This window comes from Kribbella sp. NPDC051620, from assembly GCF_044453825.1.
Taxonomy (GTDB): Bacteria; Actinomycetota; Actinomycetes; order Propionibacteriales; family Kribbellaceae; genus Kribbella.
The window spans coordinates 304124-318771 of the sequence record NZ_JBITDB010000001.1 but is presented as its reverse complement, the minus strand read 5'-3'; the positions used below and the strand labels follow the sequence as shown (position 1 = coordinate 318771).

At 65.7% G+C, this 14648-nt stretch carries 16 protein-coding genes; 13 read left to right on the top strand and 3 right to left on the bottom strand.

Annotated features, from left to right (window positions below; all coding sequences use genetic code 11):
• Window positions 1-55 precede the first annotated feature (55 nt).
• A complete protein-coding gene (locus ACIA12_RS01480; RefSeq protein ID WP_396364825.1) occupies window positions 56-502 on the bottom strand; it encodes a CBS domain-containing protein in 447 nt (148 codons plus the stop codon).
• A 258-nt stretch (window positions 503-760) separates the two neighbouring features.
• On the bottom strand, window positions 761-1084 hold the full coding sequence (locus ACIA12_RS01475) for a hypothetical protein (RefSeq protein ID WP_396364824.1): 324 nt from the start codon (window positions 1082-1084) through the stop codon (window positions 761-763).
• 347 nt (window positions 1085-1431) lie between these two features.
• Between ACIA12_RS01475 and ACIA12_RS01470 the strand changes: the two genes are divergently transcribed.
• From ACIA12_RS01470 to ACIA12_RS01460, 3 genes are all read left to right on the top strand, one after another.
• The gene (locus tag ACIA12_RS01470; RefSeq protein ID WP_396364823.1) at window positions 1432-1755 is read left to right on the top strand and encodes a hypothetical protein; all 324 of its coding nucleotides are present in this window, start codon (window positions 1432-1434) and stop codon (window positions 1753-1755) included.
• 221 nt (window positions 1756-1976) lie between these two features.
• A complete protein-coding gene (gene nhaA, locus ACIA12_RS01465) occupies window positions 1977-3230 on the top strand; it encodes a Na+/H+ antiporter NhaA (RefSeq protein WP_396366016.1) in 1254 nt (417 codons plus the stop codon).
• Between the two features lie 195 nt (window positions 3231-3425).
• Window positions 3426-4088 (top strand): hypothetical protein, encoded by a 663-nt coding sequence (locus ACIA12_RS01460; protein ID WP_396364822.1) that lies wholly within the window; start codon window positions 3426-3428, stop codon window positions 4086-4088.
• Between the two features lie 75 nt (window positions 4089-4163).
• Here ACIA12_RS01460 and ACIA12_RS01455 read toward each other — a convergent pair whose 3' ends face one another.
• Complete coding sequence (locus ACIA12_RS01455; protein ID WP_396364821.1) at window positions 4164-4793, bottom strand: hypothetical protein; 630 nt, start codon at window positions 4791-4793, stop codon at window positions 4164-4166.
• A gap of 88 nt (window positions 4794-4881) precedes the next feature.
• Between ACIA12_RS01455 and ACIA12_RS01450 the strand changes: the two genes are divergently transcribed.
• The 10 genes from ACIA12_RS01450 to ACIA12_RS01405 all read left to right on the top strand — a co-directional run bounded on the left by ACIA12_RS01450 (window position 4882) and on the right by ACIA12_RS01405 (window position 14579).
• The gene (locus tag ACIA12_RS01450) at window positions 4882-6825 is read left to right on the top strand and encodes a thiamine pyrophosphate-binding protein (RefSeq protein ID WP_396364820.1); all 1944 of its coding nucleotides are present in this window, start codon (window positions 4882-4884) and stop codon (window positions 6823-6825) included.
• 28 nt (window positions 6826-6853) lie between these two features.
• Complete coding sequence (locus ACIA12_RS01445) at window positions 6854-7561, top strand: flavodoxin family protein (RefSeq protein WP_396364819.1); 708 nt, start codon at window positions 6854-6856, stop codon at window positions 7559-7561.
• A 73-nt stretch (window positions 7562-7634) separates the two neighbouring features.
• Window positions 7635-8276 (top strand): RNA polymerase sigma factor, encoded by a 642-nt coding sequence (locus tag ACIA12_RS01440; RefSeq protein ID WP_396364818.1) that lies wholly within the window; start codon window positions 7635-7637, stop codon window positions 8274-8276.
• Window positions 8273-8506: an anti-sigma factor family protein gene (locus ACIA12_RS01435; RefSeq protein WP_396364817.1), complete on the top strand. Its 234-nt coding sequence runs from the start codon at window positions 8273-8275 to the stop codon at window positions 8504-8506. The genes ACIA12_RS01440 and ACIA12_RS01435 overlap by 4 nt, the downstream gene beginning before the upstream one ends.
• Window positions 8507-8532: 26 nt before the next feature.
• A complete protein-coding gene (locus ACIA12_RS01430) occupies window positions 8533-9783 on the top strand; it encodes a cation:proton antiporter (RefSeq protein ID WP_396364816.1) in 1251 nt (416 codons plus the stop codon).
• On the top strand, window positions 9776-10252 hold the full coding sequence (locus ACIA12_RS01425; RefSeq protein WP_396364815.1) for a GNAT family N-acetyltransferase: 477 nt from the start codon (window positions 9776-9778) through the stop codon (window positions 10250-10252). The genes ACIA12_RS01430 and ACIA12_RS01425 overlap by 8 nt, the downstream gene beginning before the upstream one ends.
• Window positions 10249-11112, top strand: a complete 864-nt coding sequence (locus ACIA12_RS01420) for a GNAT family N-acetyltransferase (RefSeq protein ID WP_396364814.1) — start codon at window positions 10249-10251, stop codon at window positions 11110-11112. Before ACIA12_RS01425 ends, ACIA12_RS01420 begins: the two co-directional genes overlap by 4 nt.
• 1770 nt (window positions 11113-12882) lie before the next feature.
• The gene (locus ACIA12_RS01415; protein ID WP_396364813.1) at window positions 12883-13452 is read left to right on the top strand and encodes a DinB family protein; all 570 of its coding nucleotides are present in this window, start codon (window positions 12883-12885) and stop codon (window positions 13450-13452) included.
• A gap of 353 nt (window positions 13453-13805) precedes the next feature.
• Entirely contained in the window at window positions 13806-14003 is a 198-nt protein-coding gene (locus ACIA12_RS01410; protein WP_396364812.1) for a hypothetical protein, read from the top strand.
• A gap of 90 nt (window positions 14004-14093) precedes the next feature.
• Entirely contained in the window at window positions 14094-14579 is a 486-nt protein-coding gene (locus ACIA12_RS01405) for a GNAT family N-acetyltransferase (protein WP_396364811.1), read from the top strand.
• Window positions 14580-14648: the final 69 nt, after the last annotated feature.

Sequence of the window (14648 nt, the reverse complement as noted above, 5' to 3'; positions counted from 1 at the left end):
CAGGCGACACCCTCGATGCTGCGGCAGGTCCGGCCAGCGAGGCGGCCGAACTCGATCAGTGCGGCGCCATCACCAGTTCGAGTAGCCGCGACGCCGTGACAGCGCCGAGAATCTTCCGGTCCTTGAGCACTACCACCAAGGGACACCGCAGCCGTGCCATGATCGCCGCGATCTCCAGAGCGGTGTCGTCGTGCTTGACCACCGGCAGCTCGGCCGGCCGCGCCGGGAGCAGCCTGCGGACCGTGACACCGGCCAGCTTGTCGGCGATCTGATCCGCCAGCGATTCGTCGATCACCCGAGCCAGCGACGGGTCGTCCTGGACGTAGCTCGGAACAAGAAACTGAACCACCTGCGACGCAGGGAGGACGGTGTACGGGCTGCCGTCCTCGTTCGTCACGATCAAACCGGGCAACCGCCGTGAGGCCAGGAGCTCGACCGCCTTGCGGGCATCGTCGTCCAGGCTGACTACCGGAAAGTCCTCGGCCATCTGTTGTCCGTGCACAGATCCAGCCTACGCTCGACCAGCCGGGCGGAGGTGCGGCTCCCCAAACATTCACCAGCAAACGACCTTCCGGGCATCGGCGACCAGCCCGCGCCCGAATGGGCGAAGGCATTGCCGACCAGACTTCCCGGCTCTCCGGCGACAACCATTCCTTATTCCGAGGCCAGGGGCAAATACCACCGGCGGCGGGGCCAGGGCTCTCCCAGTCCTGGTAGCCGCGGTCGCAGCCTGACAGTGCGGGCGATCAACCGCCGCGAGTCAGACGCTGAAGTGCTTGACCTTGTGCTTGCGGAGAAGCGCCCAGAGCTGATCGTTGGTCTCCCGGCCTGCTGCCGTCCGGTCCGCTGAGAGCAGACCACCGGCTGATTGGAACCTGATCCGCCGGCCGCTCTTGCACCGCATCGCCCACAAGCCGTTGCTGGAGTTGAACGAGGCGCGCGTGACCTCGCCGATGTTGATCTCCACGCTCCGGCCACCCGCACCGCCATCGATCCTGACGACATCACCGTCGAACGTCAGCTCGCCTTTCCAGCCTCCGAAAACGATCGGCCAGGAAACGACTCTTACTCTGCTGCTGTGCATCTGCTTCACCTTCGGATCGGGACATGGCTCGGACGTCGCCAACCAGACTTCCCGGCACACCAGCAAACATCCGCGGCCTGAAGACGCCACGACGTTCACGCAATCGCCATATCGCACCGGGCACCGTCGGCGTTACAGCCCGGCGAGCGATGCCGTGAGAGATCGGTACCGGCATCATCGACGTCCCTCCAGAAGGAGACTGTGTAACGCTTTCGGCAGCGCGCTCGATATAACACGTGTACGGAGTTTCAGCGAGTCTCGGTTCTGACTCATGACAACGCTTCACTCTGGTGTGCCGGGAAGTCTGGTCGGCGACGTCCTAACCGTCCCCGAGAGAGAAGGCTCGCATGCCGTACTCCGACGCTTCGCTGCTGGCTCAGCAACTCGACCAGGGCCGGCACGCAGAGGCCCTGCGCATCTTGCCCGAGCCGGAAGCGTTGGTAGTCGCCGAACTGCTGGAGCAGATCGCGAACGACCAGACCGAGGTACTGAGCGGAATCGCCCAGCAGGTCATCGTTCGCATCTACGACCGCCTGGAAGCCTCGAGCCTGACCGAGGAACCGCCCATGGCTCCCACAGCACAAGGCACGGCTCACCTGTCGAAGGCACTCGGGACGTTCGCTGCGTTGTTCGGTCCAGCTCGAAGAAGCGCCCCTGATTCGAAGAGCTGACGCGCGTCAATAGGTAAGGTGGGGTGTGGTGCGCCGGGAAGTCTGGTCGGCAGTTATTGCCCTGACCCCGAAAGTAGGAGCATCCCATGGCCGTCGAGCCGCGCTCGCGAATTCTGTTCAGTCGAGGCTCGTGGAGCGAGGCGAGCCGGATTGGTCACCCCTGAGGGCACTTCCGGAGCGCAAGAGATCGCCAAAGCGGCCCCAGCGAGCGTGTCGCCGACATCTTGCGTAAAGAGACCATCGGCGGCCCCTTGCTGCTGGTGGCCGCGGTGCTCGCCCTGGTGTGGGCGAACTCGCCGTGGTCGGAAGCGTATGAGTCGCTGAGGTCGTGGCGGTTCGGACCGGCTGCTCTTCACTTGGACCTCAGCGCGGCGACCTGGGCCGCCGACGGTCTGCTGGCGATCTTCTTTTTCGTTGCCGGTCTGGAGCTCAAACGGGAGTTCGTCGCCGGCGACTTACGCAGCCCACGACGGGCCGCTGTCCCCATCGCGGCCGCCGTCGGCGGGGTTATCGTCCCTGCCGGTCTGTTCGCGGCGGTCAATCTGCAAAACCCGGGTGGCCTGAGTGGGTGGGCGATCCCGACTGCGACCGACATCGCCTTCGCGCTCGCAGTTCTGGCAGTGGTCGGTAGGTGTCTGCCGTCAGCGCTGCGCACATTCTTGCTGACGCTGACGCTGGCGGTGGTCGACGACCTGCTGGCGATTGTGATCATCGCGGTCTTCTACACCGCGCATTTGTCGGTCCTGCCGATGCTGTTGGCGGTGATTCCCCTGGGTCTGTTCACTGTGGCTGTTCAGCGGAGGGTGCGGTCGTGGTGGGTCCTGCTGCCTTTAGCGGCAGCGACCTGGGCATTGGTGCACGCATCGGGGGTGCACGCGACCGTTGCCGGTGTCCTTCTGGGCTTCGCGGTGCCGGTGGTCCGCAGTCGCCGAGCAGGCGGCCCCGATGCCGGACCTGGCCTGGCCGAGCACTTCGAACACCGGTTCCGGCCCCTGTCGGCGGGCGTCGCGGTGCCTGTGTTCGCGTTCTTGTCTGCCGGAGTGGCGATCGGCGGACAGGGCGGTGGGTTGATGACTTCGCTTACTGACCCGGTCGCTGTCGGCATCATGGTTGGTCTCGTGATCGGTAAACCGATCGGGGTCATGGCCGCGACCTGGCTGGTGGCGCGATTCACCCACGCCAGGCTGGATCCTGATCTGGCCTGGGTCGACGTGCTCGGCTTGGCGATTCTGGCTGGTGTCGGGTTTGCGGTGTCGTTGCTGATTGGCGAACTGGCCTTCGGGATCGGCAGCGAGCAAGACGGCCAGGCACAGCTCCTCACCGGATCCTTGACGGCGGCACTGATCGCCGCGGTCGTCCTGAGACTCCGCAACCGCGTCTACCGGCGGATCCACGAAGCCGAGGCCGCCGACCGTGACCACGACGGCGTCCCTGACATCTATGACACCGACCTGGAACGGCCTCACGCCACGTGAACAAACCCTGCGATGATGGCTGAAATAGCGGTGAACGTTGTCCTCAGCCACAAGCCAGCGACGGGTGACGCGGACTTCCATTCCGTTCCGGGAGGGACATGTTCTGATCAGTTTTCGTGGCGCCCTGGCCAGCCGCGCCCTGACCACGCCCAGGACCAAGATTCTCGCCATGAGTCGACCGGTTGGGAGCCCTTGATGAGAATTCACCGGGTGCTGTGGTGGAGTTTCGCCATACCAATCGGATTGTTGGGCGGCGCGGCTGCGGTCGCTTCGTCATCGGTGCTGTCGACTGTCACCGCGTTCGGGCTGCTGGCTCTGTCTCTCGGTACTCTCTCAGCGAGGCTGCAATCGCTGGATGGAGAAGGTCAGCCGAGCGGACCGATCTCGGCTGCGACCGTCGTCCGTCGCGGCTGCCTGGCCGGCTCCATCGTGGTGCCGCTCTTTGGACTAGGCACCCTGATCGGGATTGCCGTCCTTCCACTGACGCTGATTTTGGCCGTCACCAGCCCCGTGATGGTATCCAGGTGGCCTGTCTCCGAACGAGCGGTGCGGTCCGGGTCACGCATCGAAGCGCGGCCCGCACCGACTGTCGACTGTTGTGAGAACACGACGCCGGTACTGCGCGAGCTCACTGACCGGGACCTATGTAGGGAGTGGCGGCGCAGCTACGTCGAGCTCCAACGCGCCGATTCCGCAGAGGCGAAAGTAGCGATCGCAGGCCTGCGCCAGGGCGTGCTCGACGAATTCGAGCGCAGGAACTTGAACGGCTTCGACGATTGGCTGGCTTCCAGAGCGTGTGCCGCGAGCGACCCGGCAAGGTTTCTGCTTGCTCGTCCCAGACGCCGGCGACTCCAATAGCCGCGGTCACGCGCGATCCACGCGGTGCCCTTGCCGACGCCGATTGCTAGTGACTAACGTTCCGCGAGGCGATCATCAGACCTGAGCAGCTGCCTGCTCTTGCCCGGCCCGGAAGAACGCGAGAACGGCCTCCGGGTCGGGCAGCTCGGCCATCAGCCGGGCCGCCCCGAACGGCGCGTTCCAGAAGGCTCCTGTCGGCGGACTCCACGGACCGACGTACGCATAAGGCTCCGGGATGTTTTCGTCGCCGGGTGATACGCCGTAGTTCACCTTGTCGAGGGTGATACCGACGTCGAAATGCTCGGGCCATAGGACGGGCGCGGTGTCGGCGTCGAAGGATCGGAGCGCGGCGTCGCCGCGGGCGAAGGCATCGGCGATGAGCCGGGCCGCGGCCCGATCCACTTCAATGCGGGAGTCCGGGTCGACCTTCAGTCCACCCGAATAGACGTCGTCCAGTCGGCTCGCCACCACGCCGGCCTCCTTCGCGCGTTCCGCGAAGGTCCCACCGGAGAGCTCGATCGACCCACCCGGCAGGACCAACAGGTCGCCGTCGACCCGTAGATCGGGAGCCGCCACCGTGCCGAAGCCACCCGGTACGACGCGCAGCCGGATCCCGCCGCCGAGCCGGTACTGCGGCCCGGCCAGGATCAGCTCGGCCACCCCGTGGAGCGCTCTGCGGGTGCTGACCAGTGTCTGTTCGTCCATGGCTCACAGTCTCCTCGTGTAACGCCTGGCGTGCTGCCGGCACTGACCCTTCAGACACATCAGTGTCACTGAGGTGGGGAGGCGTTACATGTCGGGTGAGATCGCACAGGACCGCTGGCACCGGGTCGACCCGGTCGATGTACCGGCTGACGGGCGGGTTCGCAGCGTGGTCGTCGACGGCCGGAGCGTGGCGCTGGCTCGTTGCGGAGCCCGGTTGGGCGCCTTGGAGAACCATTGCCCTCATCAGGGCGGCCCGCTCGGGGAAGGCTCGATCGAGAAGGGTCTGCTGCGGTGTCCGTGGCACGGCTACGACTACGACCCCATCACCGGCCAGCCACCGGAAGGCTTCTCGGACGGCGTCACGGCGTACCCCGTCGACGAACGAGACGATGGTGTCTACGTCCAGTTGCCGGTCGTACCGGAGCAGGTCCGGACGGTGTCCGACGTCCTGGTCGAGACGCTCGTTGCTCATGGCATCCGTCATGTCTTCGGGATGGTCGGCCACTCGAACCTGGGATTCGCCGAGGCGATGCGCCGGGCCGAGGAGCGCGGCGAACTCACCTACATCGGCATCCGGCACGAAGGCGCCGCAGCCTTCGCGGCCAGCGCCTACGGCAAGCTGACCGGCCGCCCGGCGGCCTGCTTCGCCATCGCCGGCCCCGGCTCCACCAACCTGCTCACCGGTCTGTACGACGCGAAGCTCGACGGCTCCCCTGTCCTGGCGATCTCCGGCCAGGTGCCCTCGAAGGTGCTCGGCCGCGGCGCGTTCCAAGATCTCGATCTCACCGCGGTATTCAAGGACGTCGCGGTCTCTTCCACCGCGATCCAGGCCGGCAGCGACCACGCCGAGCTCGCCGGGCTGGCGGTGAAACATGCCATCGACGGCCGCGGCGTGGCACATCTCGTCCTGCCGGACGAGGTACAGGTACTGCCCTCGGAGTCACCGGCGGCCACTCCCCGCGGACGTCTCTCGACCCGCCGGATCCGTCCCGACGAAGACGCATTGGCCCGTGCCGCCGCACTGATCCGCGACGCGCGGAGGCCGGTGATGATCGTCGGACACGGCGCCCGAGGGGCCGAGAACGACGTACGCCGGCTTGCCGAGCACCTCAACTCCCCCGTGCTGACCACCTTCAAGGCCAAAGGGCTCGTACCGGACACCCATCCGCTCGGCGCAGGTGTCCTCGGGCGCAGCGGTACTCCGGTGGCCAGCTGGCTGATGAACGAGTCGGACCTGCTGATCGTGGTCGGCGCCTCGTTCTCGAACCACACCGGCATCGCGGCGTACATGCCGATCGTGCAACTCGACGACGACCACGCCGCGATCGGCCGCTTCGACGCCGTCACGGTGGACGTACTCGGCGACGCGGCACTCAGCCTCACCGCACTGATCGACCAGCTTCCCGAGGTGAAAGCCGATGACCAGCGCCCCGATGTGGCTGAACGGTGGGCGATCTGGCGGGTGGAGAAGGCCCGCCGGGTGAACGACGACCGCGGCCAGGGCGTCTCCGCCGCGGCCGTCTTCGACACCCTGTCTCGTCACCTGCCGACTGACGCTGTCGTAACTGTTGATGTCGGCAACCATGCGTACTCGCTCGGCCGCTACCTCGAGTCGAAAGGCCAGCCAGTGTTGATGTCTGGCTACCTGGGATCGATCGGCTTCGGCTACCCGGCCGCCCTAGGGGCGTGGGCCGCCGCACCAGGGCGGCCCGTCGTCGCGGTCACCGGCGACGGCGGCTTCGGGCAGTACGCCGCCGAGCTCACCACCGCGGTCAAGTACGGCATCGGGATCAAGCACGTGCTGCTGAACAACAACGCCCTCGGCAAGATCAGCAAAGAACAACTCGCCGCCGACTATCCCGTCTGGCACACCTCCCTCACCAACCCCGACTGGGCCGAGTACGCCCGCATCTGCGGCGCGACCGGGCTACGGGTTGATCGCCGCGACGACCTCGAAACGGCGATGACCGAACTCTTCGCGACCACCGGACCCGCTCTGCTCTGTGTCGAGCAGGACGCCGAACTGCTGTGAATCCTCTGACCGAGCAAGGAGAAACGCTATGCCCACCCGGTACGACGACCTGCGAGCGCTGTTCGTCAACTGCACCCTCAAGCGATCACCCGAACCCAGCAACACCGAGGGCCTCGTCGACGTGAGCCGGAAGATCATGGAGAAGCACGGCGTCCAGGTCGACCTGGTCCGCGCGATCGACCACGACATCGCCACCGGCGTCTGGCCCGACATGACCGAGCACGGCTGGGTCGTTGACGACTGGCCCGCCATCCAGGAGCAGGTGATGGCCGCCGACATCCTGGTGATCGCCGGACCGATCTGGCTGGGCGACAACAGCTCGGTCACCAAGCAGGTGATCGAGCGGCTCTACGGCAACTCCTCGATCCTCAACTCGGCCGGCCAGTACGCCTACTACGGCCGCGTCGGCGGCTGCCTGATCACCGGCAACGAGGACGGCGTCAAACACTGTGCGATGAACATCCTCTACAGCTTGCAACACCTCGGATACACGGTTCCACCCCAGGCTGACGCCGGCTGGATCGGCGAGGCCGGCCCGGGTCCGTCATACCTGGACGAAGGTTCCGGTGGACCGGAGAACGACTTCACCAATCGCAACACCACCTTCATGACCTGGAACCTGCTGCACCTGGCCCGGATGCTCAAGGACGCGGGTGGGGTCCCGGCGTACGGCAACCAACGGTCGGAGTGGGATGCGGGCTGCCGGTTCGACTTCGCGAACCCGGAGTATCGCTGACCGCGCTACAGGTAAGGCAGGAGTAATGACCGGACCGCGGTACGGCGAGAGCCTTGTCCGTTACCTTCGAGCTGTGGTTGTGGCATTGCCTCCGGATGATGTCCTGGTCGCCGGTCTGAGAGCCGGCGACGAGGATGTATTCGCGCGTCTGCTGGACGGCTGGTCCTCCTCGATGCTGCGGCTGGCGCGGACTTTCGTGTCGACGAATGCCAGTGCCGAGGAGGTCGTCCAGGACACCTGGCTGGCTGTCTTCCAAGGGGTCAGCCGATTCGAGGGCCGGTCGTCGCTGAAGACCTGGGTCTACCGAATTCTGGTCCATACCGCCCGCAAGCGAGGGGCCCGTGAGCAACGCACGGTGCCGTGGACAAGCTTGACCGCCGAAGACGAGCCGGCCGTCGACCCGGGCCGGTTCCGCGGCCGGGATGACCCGTACCCCGGCGGGTGGCTGGTGTTCCCCCAGACGTGGCCGAACACCGAGAGCGAGGTGCTCGCGCGGGAGGTGCGGAGTGTCGTGGCCGCAGCCCTCGACCTGCTACCGGCCCGGCAGCAGGTCGTGCTGACCTTGCGCGACATCGACGGTCAGAGCGCCGACGAGGTCTGCAGCCTGCTGGAGATCTCGTCGGCCAACCAACGCGTGCTCCTGCACCGCGCCCGGGCGGCCGTCCGCAGCCACCTCGAGCAGTACTACGAAGCGACGGCGGGAGGTCCCTCGTGACCTGCGCCGAACTGGTCGAACTCGTCACCGCCTTCCTCGAAGGAAGCTTGGACGACGAGACCGAACAACGATTCGTCGAGCACCTTGCGATCTGCGACGGCTGCGAGATCTATCTCGAACAGATGCGCCGCACGATCGGCGAGATCGGACAGCTCCCGGCCGACAGCCTGTCCGATCAGACCCGCGACAAGCTGCTCGATGCGTTCCGCAACTTCCCTCGCGACGACTAGCACCGTCCTCCTCGAGAGGCGCAGCCATGCCAGATGTCCATTTCACCAATCTCTTCGCCGTCGCCCTGGTCGCCCTGGTGGCACCACTGCTGCTCGGACTCGTACCGGCTCTGCGGATCCCGGCCGTGGTCCTCGAGATCGTCGTCGGCATCGCACTCGGACCACATGCACTCGGCCTGGTCGACGTCGACCTCCCCGTTCAGATCGTCGCGCTGCTCGGTCTCGGATTCCTGCTCTTCCTGGCCGGCCTCGAGATCGACGTCCACCGGCTGCGGGGCCGGGTGCTGCGAATGGCCCTGCTCGGTTACCTGATCACCCTGGCACTAGGCGGTCTCGCCGGTGCCGGATTCTCCGCGGCGGGCTGGGTCCACAGCCCGTATCTACTGGCGGTCACCTTGTCCGCGACGTCGCTCGGCCTGGTGGTACCAGTGCTCAAGGACGCCGGTCAGGTCGACGGGCAGGTCGGCCAGTCAACGATCGCGGCCGCGTCGATCGCCGACTTCGCGGCGGTGCTCGTCCTCTCGCTGTTGTTCTCGACCGAGGGCGGCAGTGCCGGCGAACGGCTCGTCATGGTCGCGCTGTTCGCGATCCTGGTCGCCGTCGCGGGGTTCGCCGTCTCGACCGCAGGCCGCTCGCAGCGAATCGGAGCAGCGCTCGTCCGGCTCCAGGACACCACCGCCGAGATCCGGGTCCGGGCGGCCGTGGTCCTGCTGGTCGCATTCGTCGCCCTCGCCGAGCGATTCGGCCTGGAGACCATTCTCGGTGCATTCCTGGCCGGCGCCGTCGTCGGACTGGTCGACCGCGACTCCACCTCGCATCCACAGTTCCGGGTCAAGCTCGCCGCCCTGGGCTACGGCTTCCTCATCCCGGTGTTCTTCGTGACCAGCGGATTGCGCCTGGACCTCGGCGGCCTCCTGGCCGATCCAACGGCGCTCCTCCGAGTTCCGCTCTTCCTTGTCGCGCTTCTGGTGGCGCGCGGCGTACCGGCGTACCTGTCGATCCGGACCCTCGGACCGCGCGCCACCTCAGCCGTCGCGTTGCTGCAGGCAACTTCCTTGCCATTCATCGTGACGGCGACCCAGATCGGCGTCACGACCGGACTGATGTCCGCGGTCACCGCCGCCGCCCTGACCTGCGCCGGACTCGTATCGGTCCTGATCTTCCCCGCCGCCGCCCTGGTCCTTCTCAAGCCTGCCAACCGGCCTCCCGCCGGAGCGGGGCAGGAGCTCGCCCACAAGCCATCCGGACGATCAGAAGGAGATCGCGACAATGGATGAACATTCGATCCGCCGGTACGACGGTGATCGGGAGGCCCTCCGCCCGCTGTTCCGAGAAGCTGACGACTCCGAGCAACAGATCGACTCCTACCTCGACCTCGGCGATGTACTCGTCGCTGAACACGGCGATCAGATCATCGGCCATCTCCAACTGATCACCGACCATGAGACGGCCGAGCTCAACAGCATGGCGGTCGCCGCGAACCAGCGTGGCACCGGCGTCGGGCGCGCGCTGATGCAAGCAGCCATCGAGTACTCCCGGCAGCAGGCGGCAACGCGACTTCTCGTCGCCACGGCCACCGCGGACATCGGCAACCTGCGGTTCTACCAGCGCCAGGGCTTCCGCTTTTTGAGGGTCGAACGCGACGTCTTCGGTACCGCGACCGGCTACCCCGACAACCACCTCATCGACGGCATCCCACTACGAGACCGGGTCTGGCTCGACCGAGATCTGGGAGGAGAATCATGAACACCCGACGGACTCCGCTGTTCTGCGATACCGGGCTGGCCACGCGGATCGAGCGGGCCGAGGCCGAGCTGATCGAGGCCACGGCGCGTGCCGCCCACCGGCGGCTGGCCGACGGACGGGGGTTCGTGATCCCCCTAGCGGGTGGACTCGCTTCCTTCGCCCAGGCCGACTCGCCATTCAACAAGGTCGTCGGACTCGGCTTCGGCGGCGTACCGACAGCAGGCGAACTCGACGAGATCGAGCAGGCGTACACCGCAGTCGGTGCACCCGTTCAGGTCGAGCTCCCCCATCTCGCCGACCCCGAGATCGGCGTCGTCCTCACCCGCCGCGGATACCGGCTCGAGTCGTTCGAGAACGTGCTCGGCATCGGCATCGAGGACCAGTACGACGTAGCGCTGCCCGACGGTATAGCCATCCGGCCCAGTGGTGACGACGAACTCGACCAATGGCTGAACCTGATGGCCGACGCCGTCGCCGCACCGGATACCCAAGGCGTCCCCTGGCGCGAAGAGTTCCCGCGCGACACCTACATCGAAGCCGAGCGAGACAGCACAGCCGCCGACGTCAACCGGTACGTTGCCCTGCACAACAATGAGATCGCGGGCGGCGCCGGTCTCCGCACTGTGGCGGGCATCGCCCAGTTCGCCGGGGCTGCGACGCTCTCCGCCCACCGCCGCCACGGCATCCAGTCCGCCCTACTGGCCACCCGCTTGTCCGACGCCGCCGCGGCCGGCTGCGATGTCGGAGTGATCACCACCCAACCGGCGTCCAAATCCCAACAAAACGCCCAACACAGCGGCTTCGACCTCCTCTACACCCGCGCTGTCCTCGTCTGGTCGGCCCGAGTGAAAGCGGCGTAGCGCAGCCCCGTCCGATTCACGAGCCAGCGCAGCACTGGGTCAGGAAAGAGGTCATCGTAGTTTGGCAGCCGGTGGCACCTACCGAATGAGCCGGCGCCGCCGCAACGGCCCATGAGTCGGCAGGAAAGCTCTGCTCCCACGGCTTCGCAAGTCCAGCCCATGGCTACGAGCTGAGCTGATCGACCAGACCGCAGTACGGGCCACCCTCGCGAAACTTGCCGCCGGCGTTCAGGAACTTGTCACTGTAATGACAGACGGTGGGCCAGGTTCCATCCGCCGAGCATTCTCAGTGGCCCGCGAGCACCATCTGATCGAGCTCGACGAACGACTGCTCCGGTAGGACACCACTATCGATCGAACACGGCGGCGGCTCTATGTCTGCGCCTCACGGGCGACCAGGCCTCTGGCTATCGTCTTCTATGCCGACCAGGTCGATGCCGCCATAGACGCACTGAAGAATTCCGCACTGCCAGGAACCGATCAGATCGTCACCGCCGAGATGCTCAGCCAGGTGTGATGTGAGGACTGAGTGCCTCGGAGGAGGCCGGTGGGGTCTACTGATGACTGTGAATTGCGGTCGGTGAGGGTGTCGGAGGCGTCGAGGAGCTCCAGCTCGCCGCCCTGGATGAAGCTTGGGAAGAGGCGTTCGGCCGGCCAGTGACTACCGCGTCTAGCGAGCGTTGCAGGGTCTCGGCGATCGTTGATGCTTGCCGGGGGGCTAGCCGATGGCCGGGATCAGGTACTGCTGGTCGATTAGGGCGACCTCGGCAGAGCGTTCCAGTTCGCAGGCTAGACTCCGCCGAGGTGGCGGATCTCGATCACAGCCACGGCGACGGCCACGGAGGACGTGAACCGGTGCGCGAGGCGATCAACAAGGCCTCGCTCGCGTCATCGCCGAAGTCGTCGAAGGCCATCCGGACCAGGTCAGGCATCGGGTCCTGCGGCTCATGGGCAACCTCGTCAAGCTGACCGACCGATCGATTGCCAACTGCCCAACCGAACGATGCCGAGCGTGAGCGGACCCGCCAACCAGCATGGCGGCTATCGGACCTGGAGAGACATCAGGCAATGGTGTCTCCCCCGTTGCACTCCAGAAATCTGTTGACCAACTCGAAGGCCGGGGTTCTGGGGTTCTTGGAGATGATGGTCGGGATGACTCTTGCGACGGGGGCAGCCGTCTTGCCACTGAGGCAGCCGCTGTCACTCAACGTAGCCGACATCAAGTTGCCCGCGGTTATCCACAAGCCCACTTGAAGAGATCTGCTACCCAAGGAAGCGTTAGCCTCATGATCAAAGCTACGCACCGCTTAACGCACCTTAATCAGCGAGAAGTACTGAACAGGCTTTGCAGGTGCTGCGCGTTGACCTCGAACAAACTTGCAGGCCACGGAACGTTTCGGCATTGGCCGGCAAGCAATGAGCAGTGTGGGCGGCAAATCAGCGGGTTCGGGGTTCGAGTCCCTGGCGGCGCACCAACACCAAGGCCCGAGCAGACATCGCAATCTGTTCTCGGGCCTTTGTGTTGTCCACAACCCTCTTTGCCGGACGTCGCTCGTTGCCTAGCCACCAGCGACCGAACCCGCACCCTCCACTGACCTCTCCTGTGGTCGCCCACGCTTTCCCCACGCCTTGACCTGATCGTGACTGTGTGTCACCTCACATCGTTCCGCGTCGTTGGTCCAGCTCTGGATCCTGGCAGCTGGGAAATGGCGTTATCGGACCACAGACCGTTCGAGTCGACGTCGCCCGGTCAGCGGCTACCGTCTGGGGATGGACGTTGACTGGAGCGCCGAGGTGGTCGACCAGCTCGAGTCGCACTGGCAGCATCGGCTCAGGCCTCGTCTGGACGGGGTGACTGACGACGAGTACTTCTGGCAGCCGGTCCCCGACTGCTGGACGATCAGCCCTCGCGGTCGAAGCTCTGCGTCGATCTCCTTCGGTGCAGGCGAGTTCACCATGGACTACAGCAAGCCGCCACACGAGCGCGAACCTGTGACAACAATCGCCTGGCGGCTCGCGCACCTGATCGTCGGGTTCGCATCGACGAACGGAGAGCATTTCGGCCGCGCGGCCGCCAGTGAGTCGACATTCTGTTATGCGGGCAGCGCTGAGGAAGCGCTGCGGCAGCTCGATGATGAGTACCAGCTCTGGATCGGCGGTGTGCGCAGTCTCGGCACGGTGGGGCTCGCCCAACCACAAGGCCATCCGCCAGCATTCGCCCACGCACCACTGGCGAAAAAGATGCTGTATGTGAACGTCGAGGTCATCCACCACGGCGCGGAGATATGCCTGCTCCGCGACCTCTACTTGCGCAACGGCTCCGGCAAGTCGCTGCGCTAACGAACCGAACATGGGGCACCCGGTCAGAATTCACCTTGAGCCATTCCCGCCGGCCCGGCTGGTAACGGGTCGCGCCACCTTTGACGACGAGACCCTCGACCCCTCGACAACCTCGGAAGTGCACCACGCATGGTGGCTCCCGTGCTTCGGAACCAGGCGCCAGACGAGGCCGCTTCTCGTCACCCAGGCGAGGGTCCGCCAGTTACCCACCAGCACGGGCAGGCCGCCCCGGAAGATCACGCTGGAGGTAGGCAATATGCCGCACGAGCTGGCGGTCATGCGTTAGGTCGACGTAAGCCCTTCTCGGATGGATCGCGCGTAACGTCTTGAGCAATCAGAAGGAGTTGAGTCTCATGTTCGATCAAATGGGCATGCCAGTCCTCTTCGCGATGCTGATCTCCACCCTGGCCATCACCAGCATCGGTGTTTTCATCGCCGTGCGAATAGTGGCTGAGCGTACGGGTGTCTCCAAGCCGGCACCCAGTCCTATATCTGCTGTTCAGGCCGATGTCGCGATAGAGAAGTTCCCCGAGACACGCGAGCTCGACTAGCAGGAGGATGACCTCCCGGCCGTCAAAGCCGAGAGTGGGTTCAGCAGCCGGCAGAGCCAGACGACCACAGGAGTAAGAGACAGTCACATGATGACCGAGATCCGGCTCGCTCGCTTCAGCGAGTACGACGAGGTAGGCGAACTGACTGCCCAGGCCTACGCGAACGACGGTTTCATCCCGGCCGGCTCCGACTACGGACTGACGCTGCGCAACGCCGCTGACCGAGCCGCCAAAGCCGAACTGTGGATCGCCGCCGACCCTACCGGCCTACTCGGCACCGTCACCTTCTGCCTACCGGGCTCGGTCTACGGCGAGATCGCCCAGCCAGGCGAAGGCGAGTTCCGCATGCTCGCCGTGGCGCCCAGAGCCCGCGGATTGGGCGTTGGTACCGCGCTTTCCCAGCACTGTGTCGACCGCAGCCGCGAGCTCGACTTCCACCGCGTGGTCCTGTCCAGCGCCACCTACATGACCACCGCCCACCGTCTGTACGAGCGCCTGGGCTTCACCCGCATCCCCGACCGCGACTGGTCCCCCGTCGATGGCGTCGAGCTGTACGCCTTCGCCCTGGACCTGTGACCGTCACGCCCGAGTGGCGAGGTCCGGAGACCCACGGGTGGTCGAAGGCGCTCAAACAAGACGTTCCGC

What these genes read in the sequence shown, in the direction of transcription:
- ACIA12_RS01475 (WP_396364824.1), bottom strand. Translation starts at nt 1,084, where the DNA reads ATGCACAGCAGCAGAGTAAGAGTCGTTTCCTGGCCGATCGTTTTCGGA.
- ACIA12_RS01470 (WP_396364823.1), top strand. Translation starts at nt 1,432, where the DNA reads ATGCCGTACTCCGACGCTTCGCTGCTGGCTCAGCAACTCGACCAGGGC.
- ACIA12_RS01460 (WP_396364822.1), top strand. Translation starts at nt 3,426, where the DNA reads ATGAGAATTCACCGGGTGCTGTGGTGGAGTTTCGCCATACCAATCGGA.
- ACIA12_RS01455 (WP_396364821.1), bottom strand. Translation starts at nt 4,793, where the DNA reads ATGGACGAACAGACACTGGTCAGCACCCGCAGAGCGCTCCACGGGGTG.
- ACIA12_RS01450 (WP_396364820.1), top strand. Translation starts at nt 4,882, where the DNA reads ATGTCGGGTGAGATCGCACAGGACCGCTGGCACCGGGTCGACCCGGTC.
- ACIA12_RS01445 (WP_396364819.1), top strand. Translation starts at nt 6,854, where the DNA reads ATGCCCACCCGGTACGACGACCTGCGAGCGCTGTTCGTCAACTGCACC.
- ACIA12_RS01430 (WP_396364816.1), top strand. Translation starts at nt 8,533, where the DNA reads ATGCCAGATGTCCATTTCACCAATCTCTTCGCCGTCGCCCTGGTCGCC.
- ACIA12_RS01425 (WP_396364815.1), top strand. Translation starts at nt 9,776, where the DNA reads ATGGATGAACATTCGATCCGCCGGTACGACGGTGATCGGGAGGCCCTC.
- ACIA12_RS01420 (WP_396364814.1), top strand. Translation starts at nt 10,249, where the DNA reads ATGAACACCCGACGGACTCCGCTGTTCTGCGATACCGGGCTGGCCACG.
- ACIA12_RS01415 (WP_396364813.1), top strand. Translation starts at nt 12,883, where the DNA reads ATGGACGTTGACTGGAGCGCCGAGGTGGTCGACCAGCTCGAGTCGCAC.
- ACIA12_RS01410 (WP_396364812.1), top strand. Translation starts at nt 13,806, where the DNA reads ATGTTCGATCAAATGGGCATGCCAGTCCTCTTCGCGATGCTGATCTCC.
- ACIA12_RS01405 (WP_396364811.1), top strand. Translation starts at nt 14,094, where the DNA reads ATGACCGAGATCCGGCTCGCTCGCTTCAGCGAGTACGACGAGGTAGGC.